Annotated in this window: 22 protein-coding genes; 8 read left to right on the plus strand and 14 right to left on the minus strand. The window is 70.9% G+C overall.

What is annotated here, in order from left to right; genetic code table 11:
• Positions 1-64: 64 nt before the first annotated feature.
• Genes ACEYYH_RS04220 through ACEYYH_RS04230 form a run of 3 tightly spaced genes read right to left on the minus strand, consistent with a single transcriptional unit; the run spans position 65 to position 3858 of the window.
• A complete protein-coding gene (locus ACEYYH_RS04220) occupies positions 65-634 on the minus strand; it encodes an LPXTG cell wall anchor domain-containing protein (protein ID WP_374977018.1) in 570 nt (189 codons plus the stop codon).
• 10 nt (positions 635-644) lie between these two features.
• On the minus strand, positions 645-2432 hold the full coding sequence (locus ACEYYH_RS04225; RefSeq protein ID WP_374977019.1) for a DUF4012 domain-containing protein: 1788 nt from the start codon (positions 2430-2432) through the stop codon (positions 645-647).
• Positions 2433-2475: 43 nt separating this feature from the next.
• Positions 2476-3858 carry a polysaccharide biosynthesis tyrosine autokinase gene (locus tag ACEYYH_RS04230; RefSeq protein ID WP_374977020.1) on the minus strand — a complete coding sequence of 461 codons (1383 nt, stop codon included), beginning with the start codon at positions 3856-3858 and terminating at the stop codon, positions 2476-2478.
• 33 nt (positions 3859-3891) lie between these two features.
• On the opposite strand from ACEYYH_RS04230, the gene ACEYYH_RS04235 reads away from it, so the two are divergent.
• Together ACEYYH_RS04235 and ACEYYH_RS04240 are read left to right on the plus strand one after the other, a co-directional pair.
• The gene (locus ACEYYH_RS04235) at positions 3892-5271 is read left to right on the plus strand and encodes a PqqD family peptide modification chaperone (RefSeq protein WP_374977021.1); all 1380 of its coding nucleotides are present in this window, start codon (positions 3892-3894) and stop codon (positions 5269-5271) included.
• Positions 5272-5410: 139 nt separating this feature from the next.
• Positions 5411-5563, plus strand: a complete 153-nt coding sequence (locus tag ACEYYH_RS04240; protein WP_374977022.1) for a hypothetical protein — start codon at positions 5411-5413, stop codon at positions 5561-5563.
• Here ACEYYH_RS04240 and ACEYYH_RS04245 read toward each other — a convergent pair.
• Positions 5553-6512, minus strand: a complete 960-nt coding sequence (locus tag ACEYYH_RS04245; protein ID WP_374977023.1) for a nucleotidyltransferase family protein — start codon at positions 6510-6512, stop codon at positions 5553-5555. The genes ACEYYH_RS04240 and ACEYYH_RS04245 overlap by 11 nt on opposite strands.
• Before the next feature lie 20 nt (positions 6513-6532).
• Complete coding sequence (locus ACEYYH_RS04250) at positions 6533-7963, minus strand: DUF222 domain-containing protein (protein ID WP_374977024.1); 1431 nt, start codon at positions 7961-7963, stop codon at positions 6533-6535.
• Between the two features lie 233 nt (positions 7964-8196).
• Here ACEYYH_RS04250 and ACEYYH_RS04255 point away from each other — a divergent pair, with 233 nt between their 5' ends.
• From ACEYYH_RS04255 to ACEYYH_RS04265, 3 genes are all read left to right on the plus strand, one after another.
• Positions 8197-8691: a VanZ family protein gene (locus tag ACEYYH_RS04255; protein WP_374977025.1), complete on the plus strand. Its 495-nt coding sequence runs from the start codon at positions 8197-8199 to the stop codon at positions 8689-8691.
• A gap of 469 nt (positions 8692-9160) precedes the next feature.
• A complete protein-coding gene (locus ACEYYH_RS04260; protein ID WP_374977026.1) occupies positions 9161-10006 on the plus strand; it encodes a hypothetical protein in 846 nt (281 codons plus the stop codon).
• Between the two features lie 7 nt (positions 10007-10013).
• Positions 10014-10808, plus strand: a complete 795-nt coding sequence (locus ACEYYH_RS04265) for a caspase family protein (protein WP_220292339.1) — start codon at positions 10014-10016, stop codon at positions 10806-10808.
• Between the two features lie 25 nt (positions 10809-10833).
• On the opposite strand, the gene ACEYYH_RS04270 is transcribed toward ACEYYH_RS04265, so the two are convergent.
• From ACEYYH_RS04270 to gmd, 3 genes are all read right to left on the minus strand, one after another.
• Positions 10834-11196 (minus strand): hypothetical protein, encoded by a 363-nt coding sequence (locus tag ACEYYH_RS04270; RefSeq protein WP_374977027.1) that lies wholly within the window; start codon positions 11194-11196, stop codon positions 10834-10836.
• Positions 11197-11390: 194 nt separating this feature from the next.
• Entirely contained in the window at positions 11391-12374 is a 984-nt protein-coding gene (locus ACEYYH_RS04275; RefSeq protein WP_374977028.1) for a GDP-L-fucose synthase family protein, read from the minus strand.
• Positions 12371-13414 carry a GDP-mannose 4,6-dehydratase gene (gene gmd / locus ACEYYH_RS04280; RefSeq protein WP_374977029.1) on the minus strand — a complete coding sequence of 348 codons (1044 nt, stop codon included), beginning with the start codon at positions 13412-13414 and terminating at the stop codon, positions 12371-12373. The genes ACEYYH_RS04275 and gmd overlap by 4 nt, the downstream gene beginning before the upstream one ends.
• 207 nt (positions 13415-13621) lie before the next feature.
• On the opposite strand from gmd, the gene ACEYYH_RS04285 reads away from it, so the two are divergent.
• Positions 13622-13897: a hypothetical protein gene (locus ACEYYH_RS04285; protein ID WP_374977030.1), complete on the plus strand. Its 276-nt coding sequence runs from the start codon at positions 13622-13624 to the stop codon at positions 13895-13897.
• 54 nt (positions 13898-13951) lie between these two features.
• On the opposite strand, the gene ACEYYH_RS04290 is transcribed toward ACEYYH_RS04285, so the two are convergent.
• Genes ACEYYH_RS04290 through ACEYYH_RS04315 form a run of 6 tightly spaced genes read right to left on the minus strand, consistent with a single transcriptional unit; the run spans position 13952 to position 20841 of the window.
• Positions 13952-15262 (minus strand): UDP-glucose dehydrogenase family protein, encoded by a 1311-nt coding sequence (locus tag ACEYYH_RS04290; protein WP_374977031.1) that lies wholly within the window; start codon positions 15260-15262, stop codon positions 13952-13954.
• Positions 15263-15285: 23 nt separating this feature from the next.
• A complete protein-coding gene (locus ACEYYH_RS04295; protein WP_374977032.1) occupies positions 15286-15975 on the minus strand; it encodes a 4'-phosphopantetheinyl transferase family protein in 690 nt (229 codons plus the stop codon).
• Positions 15968-16222 carry an acyl carrier protein gene (locus ACEYYH_RS04300; RefSeq protein ID WP_159846759.1) on the minus strand — a complete coding sequence of 85 codons (255 nt, stop codon included), beginning with the start codon at positions 16220-16222 and terminating at the stop codon, positions 15968-15970. The genes ACEYYH_RS04295 and ACEYYH_RS04300 overlap by 8 nt, the downstream gene beginning before the upstream one ends.
• A 19-nt stretch (positions 16223-16241) precedes the next feature.
• Positions 16242-17330: an acyl-CoA dehydrogenase family protein gene (locus ACEYYH_RS04305; protein WP_374977033.1), complete on the minus strand. Its 1089-nt coding sequence runs from the start codon at positions 17328-17330 to the stop codon at positions 16242-16244.
• The gene (locus ACEYYH_RS04310) at positions 17327-19069 is read right to left on the minus strand and encodes an acyl-CoA dehydrogenase family protein (protein WP_374977034.1); all 1743 of its coding nucleotides are present in this window, start codon (positions 19067-19069) and stop codon (positions 17327-17329) included. Before ACEYYH_RS04310 ends, ACEYYH_RS04305 begins: the two co-directional genes overlap by 4 nt.
• Entirely contained in the window at positions 19066-20841 is a 1776-nt protein-coding gene (locus tag ACEYYH_RS04315; protein ID WP_374977035.1) for a fatty acyl-AMP ligase, read from the minus strand. The genes ACEYYH_RS04310 and ACEYYH_RS04315 overlap by 4 nt, the downstream gene beginning before the upstream one ends.
• A gap of 218 nt (positions 20842-21059) precedes the next feature.
• Between ACEYYH_RS04315 and ACEYYH_RS04320 the strand changes: the two genes are divergently transcribed.
• Positions 21060-21623 carry an acyltransferase gene (locus ACEYYH_RS04320; protein ID WP_374978156.1) on the plus strand — a complete coding sequence of 188 codons (564 nt, stop codon included), beginning with the start codon at positions 21060-21062 and terminating at the stop codon, positions 21621-21623.
• Entirely contained in the window at positions 21620-22816 is a 1197-nt protein-coding gene (locus ACEYYH_RS04325) for a glycosyltransferase (RefSeq protein WP_374977036.1), read from the plus strand. Before ACEYYH_RS04320 ends, ACEYYH_RS04325 begins: the two co-directional genes overlap by 4 nt.
• The last annotated feature ends 126 nt before the right edge of the window (positions 22817-22942 follow it).

The following is a 22942-nucleotide window of genomic DNA, read 5'->3' on the forward strand; positions in this document are numbered from 1 at the left end:
ATAGCGGCCGGCGCCGACGGCGGCGCCGACCGGAGTCGCGGGTCAGCGGGAGTCGCGGTCCGGGTCAGCGCGTGTCGCGGGAGCGGCGCACCGCGGCGACGACCGCCAGCGCGGCGCCGGCGAGCAGCAGCGCCCCGCCGCCGATCCAGAGACCGATGGTCTGGCCCTGGTCGAGGCCCGTCGCGGGCAGTCCGTCGGCGCCGGTGATGGTGACGGCGGCCGTGCCGCCGGCCGACGTCGACGACACCGCGGCGATGTTGTAGGTGCCCGTCGCGTTCGAGGGGAGCGAGATGTCGACCGCGGCGAGCGAGCCGTCCGCGGCGGACGACACCGTGCTGCTCGCGGTGGTGATCGCGAACCTCACCATGCCGATGCGCGCGGCGGCGCCGTTCTCGCCGGTGACGGTGATCGTGATCTCCTCGTCGGGCGAGAAGGTCTCCGCAGCGCATTCGAAGGCGATGGTGCCGCCGGCCTGAGCCGTCGCGGGTGTCGTGGTGCAGGACCCCGAGGGCGGGTAGATCGTGGAGGCGTTCGCCGCCGCAGGCACCGCGAGGAGCGCTCCGAGGGCGAGCGCCGAAGCGAGTGCGATTCGGGGGAAAAGCCTGGACGTGGGGATATTCGCGATGTGGGGCATCGCGAGCAGTCTAACCGCTGCAGACCGCGGCGCCGTCGGCCGGGGGAGTCAATGTCGGGGTGGTGACCGCTTCCAGTGTCGCGGCGACGGGTTCGCTCGCCCGTGCGGTGACCGTTGCGGTCGCCGACCCGCCCGGCGGCAGGTCGATCGCGAAGCTCACGACCCGGCGTCCGTTGTGCGTGCCGCCGCCGAATCCGGTGCCGTCCGACATGGTCGCGTCGACCAATTCGAACCCCTCCGGCAGGTACAGGTAGCCGATCGTGCGGGTGATGCCCGCGGGCACGCCGAAGGCGCTGTCGCCGGTGATGTACGCGGGAAGGGATGCCGCGTCCGCGGGCGCCGTGTTGCCCACGGTGACCGTCAGCACGGCGTCGCCCGTCGCGGTCCCGGCGGCGTCGAGGGCGCAGCTCGACCACTCGAGCGCCGTCGTCGTGTTCTGGTAGAAGTCCATCTTCGAGCCGGTGCCGTCGTTGACGTAGACGCCGAAGCGCGAGGCTTCGTCGTCCGAGACCGGCAGCCCGCCTCCGAGGGTGGTGTCGGCGAGCAGGGTCTGCTCGTTCTCGTGCGTGCTCCACAGCAGCAGGCGGTCCTCGTCGCCGGCGCGGGTGAGGGCGCCGACGAGCGCGGCCGGGTCGGCGTCGCCGCTCGAGAGCCGCTCGAACACGGCGGCCGCCGCCATGGCGAAGAAGTCGTCCTGGTCGGCGGGGCGCGTGTACCGCGAATAGACGTCGTTGAGCAGGAGCTGCACGGCGTTGTCGGGCGCGAGCACGTCTCCGGTGGGGAGGGTGATCGGCCCGGTCGCCTCGAGCAGGTACGACAGCGCGACCGGGTCGAGCGAGATCACCCCGTCGACCTGCTGGCCGCCGTGCTGCCGCGCCCACATCTCGCGGGCGAGCGCACCGCTGACGGCGAAGTCGGGCACCTGCGTGACGTTCTGGATCCACCGGCCGGGCCGGTCGCCGTAGATCGCGGTCACCTCGTCGCCGAGCGGCAGCACGGACTCGTCGTACCGCGGGTAGTCGCTCGAGGATTCCTGCGCGGCGAGGCTGAGCGCGCCGCCCTCGGTGTGGATGAGCGCCATCGCGCCGGGGATCCCGCCCAGCGACCGCCACTCGGCGTTGTTCTGGAACAGCACGAGGTAGTCGCGCGGCGCGTCGGCGCCGAGCATCGACGGCAGCAGCTGCGTGGCGCGGGCGAGCGCGTCGGTGGCGACCCCCGCCTCGGTGAGCAGGCCGTCGACCTCGTCCACCGCGTCGCGGACGGGCGCGACGAGCGGGGCACGATCGATGGAGGAGACGGATGCTGCGGCCGCACCGACCCCGTCACTCGCGGTCTGCGCGGCGCCGCTGATCTGCTGCAGCGGTGCGAGGTCGAGGCGTCCGTCCTGGGGGCGGAGTGCGTCGACCTGGAACGAGGCGGCGACCTCCGACAGCGGCCGAAGCCCGGTGCTGGTGACGCCGTCGAGCGACTCGGCGACGGTTGCGACCGCGGCCAGCTGCGGTCCGACCCACGGGAGACCCTCGGCCAACGACCACACCGGGTCGGAGGTCAGGGAGTGGGCAGCGCCGGTGTCGGCGGCGAGGGCGGCGATCGCGTCGCTCGCGGCGGCCGCGTCGGAGAGGTTCTCCCGCACGGCGGCGGCCGTCTGCTGGGCGTCGCGGAGGTGGCCGTAGGCGAGGGCGCCGCGCGCCCCGATCCACACGGTCGCGACCACGGCGGCCACCAGCAGGCCGCCGAGGACGATCGCGAAGACGAGGCCCCCGCGGCGCACGGAGCGGGGCAGGGGGGAGTCGGTCACCGCTCCACCCTACGGGGCCGGTCTGAGCATCCGCTTTCCGAAGTCAGCGGGTGTCGGCTGCGGCATAGTCGCCCTGGTACTGGTAGCCGTAGTACCCGCCGTTCTTGCGCGGCACGCGGTTCAGCACTACTCCGAGCACGCGGGCGTTGGCCTTTCCGAGGTTCGCGAGCGCCTTGTGCAGCATGTCGTAGGTCGTCTTGCCGGCACCGACCACGATGAGCGCTCCGTCGGCGGCGGTCGTGAGGACCGCAGCATCCGTCACCGGAAGAAGGGGCGGGGAATCGATGATGACGAGGGCGTGCTCGGTGAGGCTCTGCACGAGCGCCTGCATGCGGTTCGAGCCGAGCACCTCGCTGGGGTTCGGCGGGATGCGCCCGGCGGTGATGACCGCGAGGTTGCGGCTCGTGCCGACGTTGTGCACGACCTCGTTGAGCTCAGCGCGTCCGGCGAGCACGTCGGTGACGCCGGCGCCGTCGGGCAGGCCGAACACCGTCGAGACCATGGGGCGGCGCAGGTCCGCGTCGAGGAGCACGACGTGGCGGCCTGCGGCGGCGAGGCTCACGGCGAGGTTGGCGGCCATCGTGGACTTGCCGTCGCCGGGGAGCGGGCTCGTGACGACGATCGCGCGGGGCGGGTTGTCGACGTCCATGAACTGCAGGTTGGTGCGCAGCTCCCGCATCGCCTCGGCGAGCGGGGCGGACGAGGAGTGCTGGCTCTCGAAGTCGGCGAGGCCGCGCTCGACGCTGAGGCCCTTGTCGACGGGCAGGGTTCCGACGACGGGCACGCCGGTCTCGCGCTCGATGTCGCGCGGGTCGCGCAGGCGCCGGTCGAGCACGTGGCGCACGACCGCGTAGCCGATGCCGAGGGCGAGTCCGACGAGCGCGCCGAGGGCGAGCGCGAGGCGCACGTTCGGCGACGACGGCGCGGTGGGCAGGCGGGCCGAGTCGCCGGTGACGAGCGTGACGGCGGCAGTGCCGGACTCGTCGGTGCCCTCCACGGTGTTGATCTGCTGCACCATGCACCCGAGCCACGACTCGGCGAGGTCACGCGCCTCTTCGGGACTCGATGCGCTCGCGGTCACCCGCACGATGACGGTGTCGAGCGGGTTCGAGACGTCGACGCGGGTGACCAGGGATTCGGGCGTCGTCGAGAGACCGAGCTCGTCGATCGCGCATTCGGCGACGGCGCGCCACGACCCGAGCTCGACGTACGACGTCACCTTGCTGCGGGCGAGCTGGTCGCCGACGAGCGACGCGCCGGTGTCGGATCCGGCATTGGTCGCCGTGACGATCCCGCTCGCATTCGCGGTGTAGACCTTGGGCTGCAGGGCGGTCCATCCCCACGCCACGGCCACGCCCAGGAGGGTGAGGATCACGATGGCGAGCCAATGCGCTCGCACGATGCGCAGGTAATCCCGCAGCTCCATGGGCGCCTCCCAGTCCCCCGTACACTACCGCCTGTGCCCCGCAACCTCGTGATCGCTGCCCTGGGAGTGCGGGCGGGCGTCGTGTGCGACGGCCTCGACGCTTCGGCGCGGGGCGCGGTCGAAGAGGCCTGGCGTGATGCGCGGACGGATGCTGCGGGGCCGGGTGACGCCGACATCGAGGTGGTTGCGGCCGCGGGTGGCAGCGTCCGTGCTCTGCTGTCGTCGCTGTCTCAGCGGGTGACGCTCGCGGCGATCGAGGCGCAGCGCGGACGGCTGTGGATGCTGCACGCCGCGGGCATCGCGCTGCCGGATGGCCGGGTGGTGGCGCTCGTGGGCCCGAGTGGTCGCGGCAAGACGACGGCGTCGCGCGTGCTGGGCGAGGAGTACGGGTACGTGTCGGACGAGACGGTGGCGATCGACGCTTCGGGCCGCGTTCTGCCCTACCGCAAGCCGCTGTCGATCATCGAGCCGGGTGAGCGGGAGAAGGCGCAGCGCTCGCCGTCGGCTCTGGGGTTGCGTTCGCTGCCCGACGCGTCGCTTCGGCTTGCTGGCATCGTGCTGCTCGATCGGCGCGAGGGCATTTCGGGTGCGATCGTCTCGGACGTCGACCTCGGCGACGCGCTCGAAGAGCTTGTGGCGCAGTCGAGCTACCTCACGAACCTTCCCGCGCCGCTCCGTACCATCGCCGCGCACGTCGCGTCGGTCGGTGGCGTGCGCCGGGTGTCGTATACGGATGCTGCGGCCCTCGTCTCCGTGATCCCCGAGCTCGCCGCGGAGTCGCCGTCGACGCCGCGGCTCTCGAAACCGGTGTCGCTGCCGCACGCCGCCGTGCATCCCGCGGGGGACCCGGTGTTCCGTCGCGTCGCGCCGCTGGATGAGCTGCACCTCGCCGATCCCGATCGCGTGGCTCTGCTCCACGTCGACGCCGATCACGTGGGCACCGTTCGCGTTCTCGCGGGCGTCGCGCCCGCCCTGTGGCGCGCGGCGGACAGTGTGGGGTTGGAGGCGTTGGTGGCCGCTGCGGTCTCGGTCTACGGCGCTCCTGGGGGTGAGGACGCCACCGTCGCCGTCGAAGCCGCCGTCGACGAGCTCGTTGCGGCGGGCGTGCTGAAGGTCGCGTCTCCGGTCAACGCTCCGGCCTCCACGCTCTGGCGGATCCACGACGACGTCGCCTGGACGGGGGAGGCACCGCGTGTGGTGGTGCTGGCGCTGGCGAATCCCGCCGCGTCGCCCCTCGCGCTCGAGGGTTCGGCTGCCCTGATCTGGTCCGCCCTCGCCGCCGGACCTGGTTGTTCCGACGACATCGTTGCGCGTGTCGCCGAGTCTGCCGAGGTGGATGGCGCCGCGATCCGGGATGACGTCGAGTCCTTCCTCGGAAGCCTCCGAGATCAGGACCTCGTCTTCACCGGCTGAAGAGCTGCATCTGGCGCTTCTTTACGTGATCCTGAGCGTCCCGCGACGAGCACGAAACAACGGCGTCGCCGATCGGCAACCCTGCGCGCATAGCGTGAGCTCGTGACGACGGCGTCGCGTACTGGGGAAAGGGTGCGAGATGGCGGGTTCACGACGACGTCGGCGGCGGCGCTACGAGATCGGGCAGGAGCCGTGGCTCCTTCGCGAATACGGCGGGGCGCCGATGTGGCTCATCTGCGGGGCGGTCGCGTTCCTCGCGGGCGTCTGCGTGCTCTGGCTCGTCATGAGCTGACGCGGCCGCGATGGGTCCAGACGGCCCGCAGTCCCGCAGGGGCGGAGCGGATGCCGCGCCCCCACCGCGCGAGCCGCGCCCGCGTGCGCCCGCGAAAAGTGTCGCGGGTCTCGGGGCGAGCGACGAGCAGGTCGCGTCGGGTGGGCCAGACCGCGCGCCACAGGATTCGGGGGCGCTCGCTCCATCGCGACTTGCGGAGCGCCAGCATCCAGAAGTAGGCGCCGTGGGATCCTGCCGTCACCCGCTCGCGCCAGTCCCGCAGGTCGCGTGATGCCAGCTCCGCGGCAGTCGGCTCCACGTGCACGCCCAGTCGGGGGAGCACCGTCTCGAGGGTGGCGACGCAGCCGGTCTCGCGGGCGAGTGCGCCGAGGTCTTCCCGCTCCTGGTCGGTGAACGGCGTGCGCACCAGCTGCTCGAGCTCGGCAAGGTGGCGCGACTGGATCGTCGCTCCGCGGAGGGAGTGCAGCCCGAGCACGAGCGCCCCGGCGACCTTGTCGAGCGCGAGGCAGTCGTGGTGCGCCAGCGGCAGCACCCACCGGTGGCGCCAGAGCGCCTCGAACACGTCTGCGGGGTCGGCGAGGAAGCCCGGAAAGAAGCTGTGCACATCGAGGTCGCACGGCCATCCATCGCGCAGGAACGTCACCGAGTGCACGGTCGTCAGTTCGCCGAGGAATCCCGACGGTCGCTTCGTCCAGCCGGATTCCGCGATCGCCTGGCACAGTTCGTCGAACCGTGCCGGCTCGACGAGCAGGTCGACGTCGGCCGACACCCGCTCTCCACGCAGCCCATGGAGGTGCAGGGCCGGCCCCTTGATGAGAAGGGCACGGATGCCGCGCCTCTCGGCCAGCGCGGACACCCAGGCAGCGGCGAGCTCGTCGGCTTCGTCGAGGCGCAGCAGTACCGTCGCGTCGGTCGCGGCCGTCGCGTCGGTCGCGGCATCGGTGGGCACGGGCCCACGATAACGGGGGTTCATGCGGCGAAGTCGTAGCGGGCGCGCCCGCCGAGGCGCGGGGTGCGCGCGGGGTCGATGTAGGCGGGTGGAATGAGCCACACTTTGGCTCGTCTGCCGGTGCCTTCGACCTGTATGTCCCACCCGTTGTCATGAACGCGGTGGTGGCACGATTCGCACAGCAGCACCCCGTTATCGAGGTCGGTGGGGCCGGCGTCTCGCGACCACCAGCGGATGTGATGCACCTTCGTGAACTGCGGCGGAAGCGCGCACCCGGCGCACCCGCCGTCGCGCTCGCCGAGGGCGAGTTTCTGGGACGTGGAGTAGAGCCGTCGTTCGCGGCCCCAATCGAGGATTTCGCTGTCGCCGCCGAGCACGGCGGGGATGATGGAGGCGCTCGACGCGAGCTTGCGGGCGGCGGATGCGGATATCGGGGCGTCGATGCCGTCGATCTCGGCGGTGCCGGTGCCTTCGCGGAGCGTCTCGAGGTCCATGCGCACGACCACCGTGACGCCGTTGAGGGGAAGGTCTTTCTCGTCGCACCCGAGGGCGTGCTCGCAGATGCTCACGAGTGCGTCGGCCTGCAACTGCGGGATCGTGCGGCGCTCAGCATCCGTCGTCTCGTCAAGAAGGGGTGTCGCGGGCGCGTCGGCTGCCGACGTCGCGCGGGCGGCTCCGGCGTCGCGGCCGGACTCGGCGGCGTCGTCGGACTCGGCGTCGCGCTGGGCGCGAAGTCTCGCGGTGACATAGCCCTCGATCGCCGCCTTGACGGGCGCGCCGCTCACGGCGTCGAACTTGCCGTTGACGATGATCATGCCCGTGCGATCCTGGCGGACGGTCAGCGCCGTCTCGGCGGCCAGGTCTGCTTCGCGTGGCTCGACCCCATCGGGATCGAGCCACGCCTCCGCGCGGAGGATGAGCTTCGAGAGCGCATCGAGGGGGAGTCCGGCGGCCTGCTCGACCAGGAGCTTCTCAGCCTGATCGACCTTCTCTGCGCCGGCACGGATCGCGACGCGGTCGAGCATCGCGATGATCGCCGACGCGGCTTGCGCTCCGATGCGGCCGTCGCTGAGACCCTGGCCGACGTGAGGGTGCCGGGCGGGTGCCTTGTCGCCCGACAGCAGCGTGCGCGGGGTCGTGGCCTCGCCGACCTTCACGAGCCGCGCGGCGTCGCCGGTGGTCGTGCCCATCGTCGCCGCGATGAACTGCGTGGGATTGCGGAAGCCCTGGATCTTCGCGAGGCTGTCGGGCCCGAGCTCGGGCCGTGACTGCCGCTGGATCTCGGACGCCACCAGCGCCTGCACACTCTCGGCGAGGCGTTTGCCGCGCCCGATCTGCTCGTTGAGAGCGAGCAGCTCCGCAGGTGTGAGCGACGCGATATCGCGTCCGTCGGGCAGGATTCCCCGCGCAACGTCGATCGCCTCGGCGAGGGACGACAGTGCGCTGGTCATGCAGCCAGAATATCGAGGACGGGCGCGAGTGTCAAACATTTATTCGAATCTATTGTTCGCGTACCAGCCCTGTCCGGGCTCTTTGTAAGCCGGAACTTCAGTAGCGAATCGGCGGTTGCTGAGGTTTCACGCGGTCACTCAAGCACGTCTGAAACATTCGAACAAAAATCGCACAGTCTCGATTGTTCTGCGCACACACCACCTCGCGAGTAGAATCGCCGCACTGCGCGGCAGTGTCGCCGGCGCCCGATCGAGGGGAGCCCGCCATCGCCGATGCACCCTCGCTCGCGCCCGCGCCGCCCTCCACCGCGGCGGTCGCAACCCTCCATCTGCGTCGCACGCAGGGGCGCGGCATCCGTCTGCTCGTCATCTACGGTGTGATGCTCGCGCTCATCGCATTCTGGCCGACACCGGTGGATCGCGGCGCATCCGACTTTCTCGATGCGATCACGCGGGCGGTGCCGTGGCTGACGTACGACGTCATCGAGACGATGGCGAATGTCGCGCTCTTCGTGCCGTTCGGGGTGCTGCTGGCGCTCGTGCTTCCGCTGCACCGCGGACTCGTCGTGCCGATCGCCCTCGCCACCACGCTGGTCATCGAGTCGGGGCAGGCGCTGATCCTCGCCGAGCGCACGCCGAGCCTGCGCGACATCGTCGCCAACGTGCTGGGCGCCACCATCGGCCTCGCGATCGTGCACCTGAGGGAGCGGCGCAAGATCCCGGATTGACGGATGCTGCGGCGCCCGCCATTTGCCGCTCCGAGCGCGTCCTGCGGCCCGACAGTCGAGAGGGATTGCCCCACTCTGTGCGGTTCGGTGCCCGCTCACGCTCTTGTGGCAACTTCGATGCGTCGCTACGATGCGGCCATCGGTCGCTGGGGCACTGAGCGGCTGAGGGGGTATGGCGCCGTGACGACGGGTCACCGGTATTCGGCGCGCCTTCGTCAACGACGACCGGGGGCGAGAAGTGACGGACGACGACACCCGAGCACCGCAGGACCATCCCGCGGAGGGCGTGCCACCAGAGCAGCCGCCGCCAGAGGAACGACCGGCGCAGCCGCCGCAGGCGCCTGGCCAACCGACGTCCGGACAACCGGCAGCGGGGCGGCCTGAACAGACCCCGCCGGCGATTCAGCACACCCAGGGTCAACCCGCGTCAGCCCAGGCTGTATCAGGCGGTGGGCAGCCGACACCGCTGGTGCTGTCGGCCACGCCGGAAGGCGGCACGGCGACGGTGGCGCCCAAGCCGCTCACCGACCTTCCGCCTGGCAAGAAGGTGACGTTCGTCGTCGCGCATCCGTCGCCGATTCCCGTTCCGGCGCTGTTCGCCGGCACGCAGAAGCTTGATTCGGTGAACTTCACGAACGACGCCAACGCCGCGACCTCGACGACATGGCAAGCGACGACGTCATTCACCGAAGCGCCCGAGCACGACCTCTACGCAAGCGTCACCGTCGGCAGCGTCATCCACCGATCGCCGCCGATCCGCGTCGCGCTCGCGAGCACTGCACCCGCCCCTCCTGCGGAGAACCCACCGGGCGCGCCGGCCGAGATCCAGATCGGCGAGTACGATCCTGAGTTCGCCAAGTGGACCGGCGGCGTATTCCGCGCACTGGCGTTCGTCGTGTTGGCGTTGGGCGGTTGGATCATCCTGTGGACCCTGCCGATGGGCGGATCGGGGTGCTGCACCGAGGTCGACTTCCAGGAACGGATCATCGCGGCCGGCAGCGTGCTCGCTCTGGTCGCGGGTGCCGTCGCCGTGTTGATGGGCGTCTGGCTGTCGGTCTTGGAGGTGAGGGGGAGGCAACGTGCGCGCGCCTTGCTCGCCGCCGAGACGACGCGAGGCGGCATCGGGCTGCCCATCCAAGACATCGAGAAGCTCGCCGCCGCGCTGAGCAAGGTGCGGGGGACGATCGCCGCCTACGTCGTGGGGGTCATTCTCATCGTTCTGGGGCTCGGAGGACTATTGGGCGGGGACGCGCTGGTGTCGTCGGGGGCGACTACGCCTGACCCGGCGGTCTCCACCCCTGCCCCACGGGATTGAGCACGCCATGACCACGCACGCGGTGCTCATCGGTGTCGAGGCGCCACAGGCACTCCGCTGGTCGTCCGGTCAGAGCCGTTTCGAGCCCGCGGCCGGCGCTCTGCGAGAGGGCGACATCGCGTTCGCGAGGCTCGACGGCGTGGCGAACGACCTCGATGCGTACGCGCGGATTCTGGAGAACTCCGAGGTCGACAGTGGTGAGCTTCAGGTCGAACGGCTCGACGAACCGGCCCGGGCAACCTTGGAATCCGTCACGACCGAGCTCTCGCGGCACGTCGATACGCAGCATCCATGCACGTGTTCGACGCTGGTGATCGTGATGGTTGGTCACGGCTTCCGGTGGATGTCGTACGACGACAGCGAGCCGGATCGCATGGACGAGCTGTTCGCGCTCTCGGATCTGCCGCTCATCGACGACTGGTGGGTGCCGTTCTGGAAAGGTGCACGGGCCGACATGAAGGCGGTCGTCATCGTGGACTCCTGCCATTCCGACTCGATCGCCTACCGCGCGGCGCCGATCGAGCCTGTCATCCACTACGACACCACGAGCGCGGGGCCGCGTCGTGTGCTGATCTCGGCGTCGATGCAGGAGCAACAGGCGCGCGAGCGTTCGTTCGGTAACAAGGTGCAGGGAGTGCTCACACGGGAGTTGCTGCGATCGTGGGACACGCCGGCGAATCGCGGAAGTTACAGCACGTGGTACGACTATGCGTCGCGATTCGTCAACAACCCGTATCAGACTGCCGTCATGCGCGTCGTGGATCCCTTCGCGAGCATGGAGCGCGAGCTTCCCTTCGTGTGATCGCTGGATCGCCGCCGGCCGGATGTCACGACCCGAAGTACTCCCGCGCCGACCGCGTGTAGAGCAGGATCAGGCCGATGATCGACAGGATGCTGCCGCCGATCGCCGACCAGAGGCTCTCGCCGTTGAACATCCCGAGCACCTCGAGCACGATGTTCGCGATGAACACGATCGTCGCGATCGTGCGGGCGGTGTGGTTGCCCCGCCAGAGGCCGACGCCGACGGCGAGGGTCACGATGCCGATGATGAGGCTGATCCACCCGACGATCGCCGGCCACGTGATGAAGAGGCCGGCGGTGATCACGAAGATCGAGCCGATGATCTGCAGGAAGCCCGAGATCCAGGCGATGATGGCGACGAGGGTGACGCCGAGCGGGCGCTGAGCCATGTGTGTCCTCCGTGGCGAGACAGAAGTCGTCTGTGTGGCTCCACCGTAGCGCTACAGGCGCGGCGAAGGGGCTGTCAACCCCGGCACAGGGATGATGCCGTCCACTCTACGGTGACCTGTGCAGCGGCTCTCAGAACCAACTCTCCCCCGAGCCTGAGGGCCGCTGCCGCGGGCCAGGTACAGCTGCACGCGAGCTACACGCGGATCGCGCCGGCGTGGTCCCGGTACCAGGCCACGGTGCGCTCGAGTCCCTCCTCCAGGGGGATCTTGGACGTCCACCCGGCCTCGGCGAGCTTCGACACGTCGAGCAGCTTCTGCGGAGTCCCATCGGGCTTGGACGTGTCCCACTCGGTCTCGCCCACGAACCCCACCACCCCGGCGATCGAGTCGGCGACCTCCCGGATCGTGACGTCGGATCCGGTGCCGACATTCACCTGCTCCGGTCCGTCGTAGTGCTCGAGCAGGTGCAGCACGGCATCGGCCATGTCGTCGGAGTGCAGGAACTCGCGCCGAGGCGTTCCGGTGCCCCAGTTCGTCACCGACGACGCGCCCGACCTCACCGCTTCGTCGTATCGGCGGATCAATGCCGGCAGCACGTGCGACCCCTGCGGCGAGAAGTTGTCGTTCGGCCCGTAGAGGTTGGTGGGCATCGCCGAGATCCACGGCAGCCCGTACTGGCGACGCACGGCCTGGATGTTCAGGATGCCGGCGATCTTCGCGATCGCGTACGCGTCGTTGGTCGGCTCCAGGCGTCCGGTGAGCAGCGAGTCCTCGCGGATCGGCTGCTCCGCGAACTTCGGATAGATGCACGACGAACCGAGGAACGCGACCCGTTCGACCCGATTCGCCAGCGCTGCGTCGAGCACGTTCGATTGGATGCGGAGGTTGTCGCTCAGGAAATCGACCGGATACGTGCTGTTCGCCAGGATGCCGCCCACCTTGGCCGCGGCGAGCACGAGGTATTGCGGCCTGATCTCGCCCAGGTACTCGAACACGTCATCGCGGTTCTTGAGGTCGAGTTCGGCGGACGTCTTGCCGACGATGTGCGTGAAGCCCGCAGCATCCAACCGGCGCACGATGGCCGAGCCGACGAGCCCGCGGTGACCCGCCACGTAGAACGTCGCGTCGCGGTCGAGCTCGCCGGGTGCGTACGAGACACCGTCGGCCGCGATGGTCATGGGCCTACCAGCGACGGCTCGGGCGTCCAGGAGGCGAGGTTGACCGAGTCGATCCACTCCGGCCGCTGGTCGAGCGCCTCGATGTCGGCGTCGACCATGAGCTTCGCGAGGTCCTTGCCGTCGAGCGTGGCCTCCCACCCGAGCTTCTCGGCGGCCTTGGTCGGGTCGCCGATGAGCGCGTCCACCTCGGTGGGGCGCAGGTAGCGTTCGTCGAACTTCACGAACTCCTGCCAGTCCAACCCCACGTGCCCGAAGGATGCTTCGAGGAAGTCGCGGATCGTGTAACCCCGGCCCGTCGCCAGCACGAAGTCCTCGGGTTCATCGACCTGCAGCATCCGCCACATTCCTTCGACATACTCGGCCGCATAGCCCCAGTCTCTGATCGAGTCGAGATTGCCGAGGTAGAGGTCCTTCTGATCGCCCGCCTGGATGCGGGCGACCGCGCGGGTGATCTTGCGCGTGACGAAGGTCTCTCCGCGCCGCGGCGACTCGTGGTTGAAGAGGATGCCGTTCACGGCGAACAGGTCGTACGCCTCGCGGTAGTTCTTCGTGATCCAGAAGCTGTACAGCTTGGCGGCCGCGTACGGCGAGCGTGGATAGAAGGGCGACATCTCGCTCTGCGGCGGCGGCGTCGCGCCGTAGAGCTCCGACGTGGAGGCCTGGTAGAACTTCGTGTCGATGCCCGACGAGCGCACGGCCTCGAGCAGGCGGACCGTGCCGATCCCCGTCGTGTCGGCCGTGTGCACGGGTTCGTCGAACGACACCCGCACGTGCGACTGGGCAGCGAGGTTGTACACCTCGTGCGGATGGATCTTCACGAGGAGGCTCACCAGCCCGGCGCCGTCGCTGAGGTCGCCGTAGTGGAGGAACAGCCTGGCGCCCGGATCGTGCGGATCGACGTAGAGATGGTCGATGCGATGGGTGTTGAAGGTCGACGCCCGGCGTATGAGGCCGTGGACCTCGTAGCCCTTTCCGAGCAGAAGCTCGGCGAGGTAAGAGCCGTCCTGACCGGTGATACCGGTGATGAGTGCACGCTTCACGTCGTACTCCGTCCCCCAGCGACGCGCGGAGGACGTTCGGGCGTCTCCGCGCAAGTCACGGATTCCGCGACGCGGGCAGCCAGGCTCTCGGTGAACCTGTCGGGAGCTGTCTCACCGTCGAGAATAGGGCGACGATACCGCAGGCTGCCCGCGGAAAACAGGCCGGGATCGATCAGCGTCACCGCAGATCGCTCTTAGGATCGAGCCATGCTCATCGGCCGCATCCGCCCTGTCGAAACCCGAACCGTCGATGTGGAAGGCCCCTCGCTCGAAGCCCTGAGCGCCGCCGTCGCCGCGCAGCTGCCCGCGGGGTGGGTCGCGACGGACATCCCGGCCGCGATGCCGAAGGGCTCGCAGCTGCTCACTTCGACCGCGACAATGGGTCGCCGTGACGGTGTCGAGCAGATCGAGGCCGACGACATGGCCGCGCTCGAGGCGAAGGTTCCGGAGGGCTGGCAGCTGCTCAGCGTCCACTCTCTCTGACACAGCGAACGCCCCTCTACGACCGACGTCGTGGAGGGGCGTTCCGGTGTCGCGTCAGGGCCGTCCCATGCCGTGGTAGGCCCAGCCGGCGCCCCGCCAGGCGGCGGCGTCCCAGCCGTTGCGGCCGTCGATGGCGACTTTTCCGCGGGTGAGGGTGGCGGCGTGTTCGGGGGTGAGGTCGCGGCGGTATTCGTCCCATTCGGTGACCATGATGATGGCGTCGGCTTCGCGGAGGGCTTCGTCGCGGTCTTCGACGTAGTTCAGCTGTGGGTGCAGGCGCCGCGCGTTCTCGATCGCGGCGGGGTCGGTGATGGTGACCCAGGCGCCGAGGCCGTGCAGGCGGACGGCGACGTCGAGGGCGGGGGAGTCGCGGATGTCGTCGCTGTGGGGTTTGAACGCGGCGCCGAGTACGGTGATGTTCTTCTTGAACACCGATCCGCCGAGCGCGTCGATCGCGAGGTCGACGGCGCGGTCGCGGCGGCGCAGGTTGATCGCGTCGACTTCGCGGAGGAACGCGACCGATTCGCCGCGGCCGAGTTCTTCGGCTCGGGCGGAGAACGCGCGGATGTCTTTGGGCAGGCACCCGCCGCCGAAGCCGATGCCGGCGCCGAGGAAGCGGCGGCCGATGCGCACGTCGTGGCCGATGGCGTCGGCGAGCTGGGTGACGTCGGCGCCGGTGACTTCGGCGATCTCGGCCATCGCGTTGATGAAGGAGATCTTGGTGGCCAGGAACGCGTTGGCGGCGACCTTGACGAGTTCGGCGGTGGCGAGGTCGGTGACGATGAACGGGGTGTTCTTCGCGACGGACGGGTGGTACACCTCGCGCAGCGTGTCCGCGGCGGCCTCGCCGGCGTCGCCGGCGGGCACCCCGACGACGAGCCGGTCGGGGTCGATGGTGTCCTTGACCGCGAACCCTTCGCGGAGGAACTCCGGGTTCCACACCAGCGTCGCGCTGGTCGCCTCGACCCGGGGGGTGAGGTCGGCGGCGGTGCCGACCGGCACGGTCGACTTGCCGGCGACGATGTCACCCGGGCTCAGGTAGGGCAGCAGTCCGTCGATGGCGGCGTTGACGTAGGTGAGGTCGGCGGCGTACCCGTCTTTCTGCTGCGGGGTGCCGACGCCGACGAAGTGCACCTTCGCGCCTTGCGCGGCGGACATGTCGGTGGTGAACCGGAGGCGTCCGGAGGCGATGCCTTCGGTGAGGATCTCCGGCAGGCCGGGTTCGAAGAACGGCGCCTCACCCTTCGACAGCGACGCGACCTTGCGCTCGTCGACGTCGATACCGACCACGTCGTGACCGATGGAGGCCATCGCGGCCGCGTGGACGGCTCCGAGGTACCCGCAGCCGATGACAGACAGACGCATGAATGCACCCTTCCGGGATGGGACTAGATCGCCCGAACAGGCGACGGAGAACAGGAAGGGGCGGCATCGACCCAGCTGACAGCGATCTTCGCATGACTCGCACCCGATGCGGGAGTCAGCACACCGCGAACGGCCACTCTGTGACGCAGAGCCGCACCGTCCACCCGCCGGAAGTCGAGCGACAGACCCGCCCCCAGCGCCTTCGCGTACGATTCCTTCACCGCCCACAGCTGCGTGAGCCACGCCCTCCGATCGGCCGGCTCCAGCCCGTCCGCCCAGCGGCGCTCGGCAGATGTGCAGAGGCGACGCGCGAGCGAAGGCTGATCGAAGACGGATGCGACGAGCTCGATGTCGACGCCGATCCGCCCGTGCTCGACCACCCCGACGACGAGCCGGTCGCCGGCGTGGGCGATGCTGACATCCAGCGTCGAATCGGCGAGCCGCGGCTTCACCCCGCGCGGAGTCGCTTCGAACCCGCTCCAGGCGCGCCGCAGGCGCACGGTGACGATGTCGCGCACCCACCGGCGCGCCGTCAGGTACGACGCGACGCGTGTCTCGTCGAGCGCGCCGAGGGTGGCGGCATCCGTTCCGAGAAGCTGCTCGACCTCGTCGACGTCGAAGCGGGACCCGACAGCGGGGATGCGGCCCGCCACGACGTGCACGCCGCGCGCGGAGACGAGCGTCCGCCGGACGTCGCCGCCGGGTTCACTCATCGGCACGCTGCCGGATGCCCTCGGCGAGCTCGCGGATCGTGGGGTGGTCCCACACGATCGTCGGGTCGACCTCGAGCTGGAACTCGTCCTCGATGTCGCCGCAGAGGGTCAGGGCGTAGACGGAGTCGAGTCCGAGTTCGGCGAGCGGTGTGTCGACGGTGAAGGCGTCGGCCTGGATCTTGCCGTAGGCGACGACGCGTCCGACGAGCCACTGCTCGATCTCGGTGGTGGTCAGCTGTGCAGGCATGCTGTCGTCCTTTCTCTTCTCACATCGGGGGGACGGTCGCGCGGGCGGGTCCGATCGCCATCTCGTCGCCGCTCGCAGCGCGGGCTTCGGCGTGCGCGACAAGGCGTGCCACGAGGTCGGCGGGAAGCGGCGGCTGCCGCCGCACCACGCGCCCTCGGATGCGCCGGAGGCACGCCTCCATCGCGAGCGGGTCGCCCGCGATCGCCTCCGTGCCGCGCGCCTGCATCCATCCGGCGACCACGGCCGCGGCCGCGGTGAGCAGCGACACCCGGTGCGCGAGCTCGAGCGCCGCGTGCGCGTCGACCGCCTCCGGGTCTCCGGCCTCCGCCGCGGTCTCGGCCGCCGCCGCGGCGAGTGCGACGTGCACCTCGATGGCGCCCGGGGCGTCCTCAGCGATCGCCGCCATGACGTCGGGCCGCAGCAGCGAGCCCGGGGCGGCAGCATCCGTATCCGAGCACCACGCGCCGAGCCCGTCGAGTGCCGCGGGAAGCGGATCCGCGAGCTCGGGCACGAGGACGGCCAGAGCAGAGAGATCGCGCACGTGCTGCTCGATGAGCTCGAACGGCGCGATGCGCGCGTAGAACGTCGAGCCGGCAAGCACCGACACCTGCTGAGCCGCCTCGGCGAGCAGCAGGCACGAGAGATGCGCGCTCAGGGCGGCGGAGACGGATGCTGCGGGGGCATGCGCGTCCGCGAGGCACACTGCCGCGCTGCTCAGTGCGTCGGCGGTCAGCGCGTCGGCGAGCGCCGCGGCGAGGAGGTTGCGGGCGTGCGGGATGTCGAGCACCGTCCCGCCGTAGAGCTCGCGGGCATGGGCGTACCGCACGGATTCGCGCAGGGCGGCGTCGAGCGCGCCGAGGGCCGCGGCGGGCACGGTGGCCCGGACGACGGTGGCGTCGGCCTCCGGCGGGGCCTCGAGCTCCGCGCCGGCCGGCGCCTCGAACCGGTACGTCCGCAGCGCGCTCGTCACCACACGACCACCCTCGGGTGCGACCACCCCGGCGGTGACCCCGATCCGCCCGATGAGCGGCTCGAGGGCGTCGAGTCCCGCCGAGACATCGCGTCCGAAGGCGGGACGTGCCCGCTCCACGCTCTCCGCGATGCTCATGAGCGCTCCGTCCACGAGTCCAGCAGCGTGACGGTGGCGCCCGCCTCGTGCACCCTGACGGCGGCGTCCAGCAGCGCATCGGCGACCGGAGCCTGCACCGGATCCGCGCCGAGGCGGTTCGCCACCCGCTGCAGCACGGCCGCGAGCCACGCGTCGCTCTCGCCCAGCGGCCCGGGGATCGCCCGCGCCCGCGCCAGGTGCACGGCGAGGGCGCACGCACCGCCGAAGACGAGCGCGAACCGCTCGGCGAGGTGGAAGGCGAGCGGGTCGGGCTGCGACTGGCGGGGCAGATCCTCGGCCTCGGCGAGCAGCGCCGCGTACTCGTCGCCGATGCGCCGCGCCGCGTCGACGGCGGCGCGCGATGTGCGGCCGTCGTCGATCGCGTCGACGAGCGCCGGCAGCGATCGCAGCAGCCGTGAGCCGTGCCGTGTCACCAGACGCAGCGCGGTCGTATCGAGCGCCTCGAACTGCGCGTCGGCGCGCAGTGGCGCGAGCACCTCCGCCAGCGGCGGAGGTGCCGCCGGGCGCAGCTGGTTCGGCAGCTCGTTGACGATCATGTTGAGGTTGACGACCGAGTTGCCGTCGAAGATGCCGACGACCCGGCTGTCGCGTGCGGCCTTCTGGAACGCGCCGAGTTCGGACGGATGCAGCGCGCCCGCGCCCTCCGTGCCCACGACGAGCGCTCGCGCCCCGAGCAGCCGGGTCAGATCGCGGAACAGCAGGTCGGCGGTGTCGGGACCGAGGAACTTCACGAGCGCGCTCACGAGCGCCATCTCCCCGGGGAACGCGTGGGCCGACCTTACGCCGACCAGCATCAGGCACTCGACCAGGAGGGCGTCGGCGACGGCCACACCGAGCGCCCGGCGTGCCACCGGTGCGTCGAGCAGGCGTCCGCGCGCACCGTCCGGCACCGCGGCGGCATCCAGCGCGGTGTTCAGCGCCCGGTCGACGGCGCCCATCGACAGCCCGGTCGTGAACGGCCGGGTCAGCTGCAGGCTCTTCAGCACGAGCTCGAGGCCGTGGCCTTCGGGGCCGACGACGGCGTCCGAACCCACGGTGGACCCCTCGAACCGGATCCCGGCGAGGTTGGCGCCGCGCAGGCCGTGGGACGAGACCTTCGGCTCGTACCCGATCGTCGCGGGATCGGCCTCGTCCTTGTCGACCAGCACGAGCGACAGCGAGCGGGGTCCGCCCCGTTCGTCGGAGCGGGCGAGCACCGTCATCGCGCGGCAGCGGATGGCGTTGTTGATCGGCCACTTCCCGCCGTCGACCCGCACGGAGCCGGCGCCGATCTGCGCGGTGGTCGCCGATCGCGACAGGTCCGAGCCGCGGCCGCGCTCTGTCAGTCCCCACGAGACGGGTCGGCCGGTCTCGACGAGGCGGGCCATGCGCGTCGCGATGGAGCCGTCGGCCACCCATGCGCAGATCCCCCCGAGGAAGGTCTTGCCGTGCGCGGCGGCGACGGTGAAGTCGCGGCGCGCGAGGTGGCGGATCATGAGGAGCGGCACGAGCGCGTCGGTCAGCGCCCCGCCGTGGGCGGCGGGGATGTACCAGCGCTGCAGGCCGAACGAGGTCACCGCGGCGAGCTCGTCCTCCGGCAACGCCGATCGCTCGTCGAGCAGCACCGATCGCCGTGTCGAGATGACGGCGTCGTCGTCGGCGGGGTCGCCGAGGAACGCGTCGAACGCGCGGACGGGTGCGAGCACGCCGAGGTCGGCGCCGGTCACGACCGCGGTCATGCCGGGACCGCCTCGAACCCGTCGACGTGCACGAGCTGCAGCCGCTGCTCGTGCAGGAGCCGGCGGGTGAGGGCGCGCTGCACCTTTCCGCTGGTGGTACGCGGCAGCGTGCCCTTGCGGATCAGCGCCACGCCCAGCGCCGGGAGCGTGAACTCGCCGCTCACCCGGGCGCGCAGCGCCGCCGTCAGGGAGTCGAGCTCCTCCGCGGTCGTCGAGGGCTCCACCTCGGCGACGATGCCGACTTCCGGCGCCGCGCCAGGGCGCTCGAACGCCGCGCTGAGGCATCCGGCTCCCAGCAGCGCGGCGGCGCTGTGCTCGAGGTCCTGCGGGTAGATGTTGCGCCCGCGCACGATGATGAGGTCCTTCAGGCGGCCGGTGATGACGAGCTCGCCGTCGATCATCGCACCGAGGTCGCCGGTGCGCAGGTACACCTCGTCGGGGAAGCCGGCAAGGGTCGCGCCGAAGTCCTCCGCCGTCTGCTCCGGGCGGCGCCAGTACCCCTGCGTCACGCTCGTGCCGCGCACCCAGATCTCGCCGATGCGGCCGTCGCGCAGTTCCACCGCCTCGGCCGGGTCGACGATCGCGATGTCCATGCCCGCGCCGGGAGCGCCGCATGGCACGAGCTGCGCGCTGCGCTCGCCGTCGGTCGCGGGGGCGATCTCGTCGCGCTCGAGCGCGTCGGCGCTGACGACGATCGCCTGCGGCGGCACGCTGTCGCGATGCGCGGTGATGAGCAGCGTCGTCTCGGCCATGCCGAACGCGGGCACGAACGCCTCGCCCCGGAACCCGGCCGGCGCGAACCGCGCCGTGAACGCCTCCAGCGTGTCGATCCGCACGGGCTCCGCGCCGGTGATCACGGTCTTGAGTGACGACAGGTCGAGCTCGGTGAGCTGCTCGTCCGTCACCAGGCGGCTGCACAGCGCGAAGGCGAAGTCCGGCCCGACGGTGTGCGTCGCGCGGTGCTCGGTGATCAGCCGCAGCCACAGCACCGGGCGCCGGAGAAACTGCGACGGCGAGGTCATGTGCAGGCTCGCGCCGGTGAAGATCGGCTGCAGGATCTGCCCGATGAGGCCCATGTCGTGGTAGTGCGGCAGCCAGCCGACGGCGACCGAGTCGGCCGTCATGCCGACGATCCCGCCGATCGCCTGCTGGTTCGCGTAGAGGTTGCCGTGCGACACCATGACGCCCTTGGGCAGCCCGGTCGAGCCCGACGTGTACTGCAGGATCGCGAGCGCCGACTCGTCGATGCCGGGCATGCTCCACTCATCCGGCGAGGCCGACGAGGGCCCGTCGACCGGGATCACGACGGCGTCCGCGATCGACGTCTCACCGGCCAGTCCGAGCCCGTCGAGGGCCCCGGGCTCGGTGAGCACGGCCTTGGCGCCGGCGTCGTGAAGGATCGCGAGCAGGCGCTGGCGCACAGCATCCGCGTTCCGCATCGCCGTGATCGGCACCGGCGCGGCCGCGACGCCGGCGTAGAGGCACGCGAGCAGCGCCCGCACGAACGGCAGACCCGGCTCGAAGGCGAGGATCGCGACGTCGCCCGGCACGAGTCCGGCCTCGGCGAGTTCGACCGCGCGGGCGCGCGCGTCGGCGTCGAGCTGCGCGTACGTCGCCTCCGAGAAGTCGGTGGGCGAACGATAGAAACGGATGCCGCGTCCCGCGGCCGTCGCGGCCGTCAAGCGCAGCCGGCGCACGAACTCGCTCCCCGGCGCGCTGCCGCTCTTCACAGGCGTTTCAGCCCCCGGCGCGTTCACTTCGCTTGCGGTCATCACGGACTCCCCTCGGCCCTGACACCGTCGGCGCCCCCGCGAGTCCGTCGTGTAATTCCCCATAGCCGTGCCGGCCGACGGATTCAGCGGCGACACTGCGGCACCTTCGTGGTCCAGAGTGGCCGATGCAAGCGACGCCGCTGTTACACGCGCGTTAACTCTCGGGCACCCTCCTGGCGCCGCGGATCGCGGCGGCTAATCTGAGCCACGTGGGGCGGATGAATGGGTTTGGGGTGCTGCTGGGGGCCCAGCGCCTGCGCGATTCGGTGTACAGCCGGCTCGTCGCCGGCGGCTTCCAGTCGTTCGGCGCGGGCTCGCGCATCCTGCTGCCTACGCGCATCGCGAACCCCGACCGGATCTCGGTCGGCGCGGGCGTCCTCATCGGCGCCGGGTCGTGGCTCATGGTCCCGTCGCGCGACGAGCCCGGGCCCGTGATCGAGCTGCACGACCGCGTGCGCATGCGCGGTGCGTCGATCTCGGCGGTGCGCAGCGTCGTCATCGAGGAGTCCGTCGGCATCGCGGCGGGGGTGTACATCTCCGACCACAGCCACGGCTTCGACCGCATCGACATGCCCATCCGCGACCAGCCGCTGACTGAGCCGCGCCCGGTGCGGATCGGCCGCGGCGCCTGGCTCGGCCAGAACGTCGTCGTGATGCCCGGCGTCACGATCGGGGAGCAGGCGGTGGTCGGCGCGAACGCGGTGGTGACGCGCGACATCCCGCCGCGCACGGTCGCGATCGGGGCACCGGCGCGCGTGGTGAGAGAGGTGGTGCCGGGGTGACCGAAGCGGAGTCGCGCGTCGGCCGCGCCGCGGTCGGAAGCCCAGCCGAAGGCACCGATGACTTCGTCTTCACATTCTCGTTCGAGACCTACGCGGATGCCGTCCGCCGCGGGATGATGCGCCCGCCCGACCGCATCGTCTCCAGTCTCATGCGCAGCCCCCACGTCGGCCGCATGGTGGTCGCGAACCCGTTCCGCTGGCTGCCTCGCGTGGCGATGTCGCCGATGCTCGACAGGGACGCCAGGTTTCCGGCATCCGATCGGATCTGGCTCCACTCGCCCGCCCGCCGCCGGCGTTCCGACCGGCTCGACCCGGCGGAGGTCGCCGCCGAGTACGCGGTGTACGACGCGTCGCTGCGGCGGGAGGCGCAGCGACGGGGGCTCAGCGACCCGGTGGCGCTGACCTGCAACCCGCTCGTCGCGGGCTTCTCGCCCTTCGACTGGGCGCGGCAGGTGACCTTCTTCGCCCGCGACGACTGGCTGAGCTCGCCGGGGCGCAGCGAGTACTGGCCGGCGTTCCGCGAGGCGTATCGTCGCATCTCGGCCTCCGGGCGCGGCGTGGCCGCGGTGTCGGCACAGATCCTCGAGCGCATCGCGCCGACGGGTCCGCACGAGGTCGTCCCGAACGGCGTCGAGCCCGCCGAATGGCTGCAGGCGCCGCCGCCGGAGCCCGACTGGCTCCGCCGAGTGCCGCGGTCGCGTGCCGTCTACGTGGGCACGCTCGACAGCCGGCTCGACGTCGAGGGCATCGCCGCATTCGCGCGCGCCCGGCCCGACATCCACACGGTGCTGCTGGGGCCGCTCCCCGATGCGGGCTACATCGCGCCGCTGCGCGCACTGGCCAACGTGCACGTGCACGGCAGTGTCGGTCGCGCCGAGCTGATCGCGACGCTGCGCAACTGCGACCTGGCGCTGGTCGCGCACCGGCGCACGCCGCTCACCGAGGCGATGAGCCCTTTGAAGCTCTACGAGTACCTCGCGGCGGGACTGCCGGTGCTGTCGATCGACCTGCCGCCCGTCCGCGGCATCAGCGACCGGGTGTGGCTCACGGCCGCGGTGTCGGACTTCGTCGACGTGGTCGACGCCGCGCTCACGGCGGGGCGAGCAGACGAGGCGGCGCGCGTGGCGTTCGTCGAGGCGAACTCGTGGACCGCCCGCCACGAGCGTGTCATCGCGCTCGCCCGTGGTCTCTGACGCCGGGGTGTTTCGCGCGTGTCACACGCGCCCGAAGCCTGTGTAAACAGGTGGTGACGAGGCTGGCTTCGGTGCCGGCGCGCGGCTAGCGTGGCCTTCGCGAGCGGGGATCGCATCGACAGGGCA

This window comes from Microbacterium trichothecenolyticum, from assembly GCF_041938625.1.
Classification (GTDB): domain Bacteria; phylum Actinomycetota; class Actinomycetes; order Actinomycetales; family Microbacteriaceae; genus Microbacterium; species Microbacterium trichothecenolyticum_D.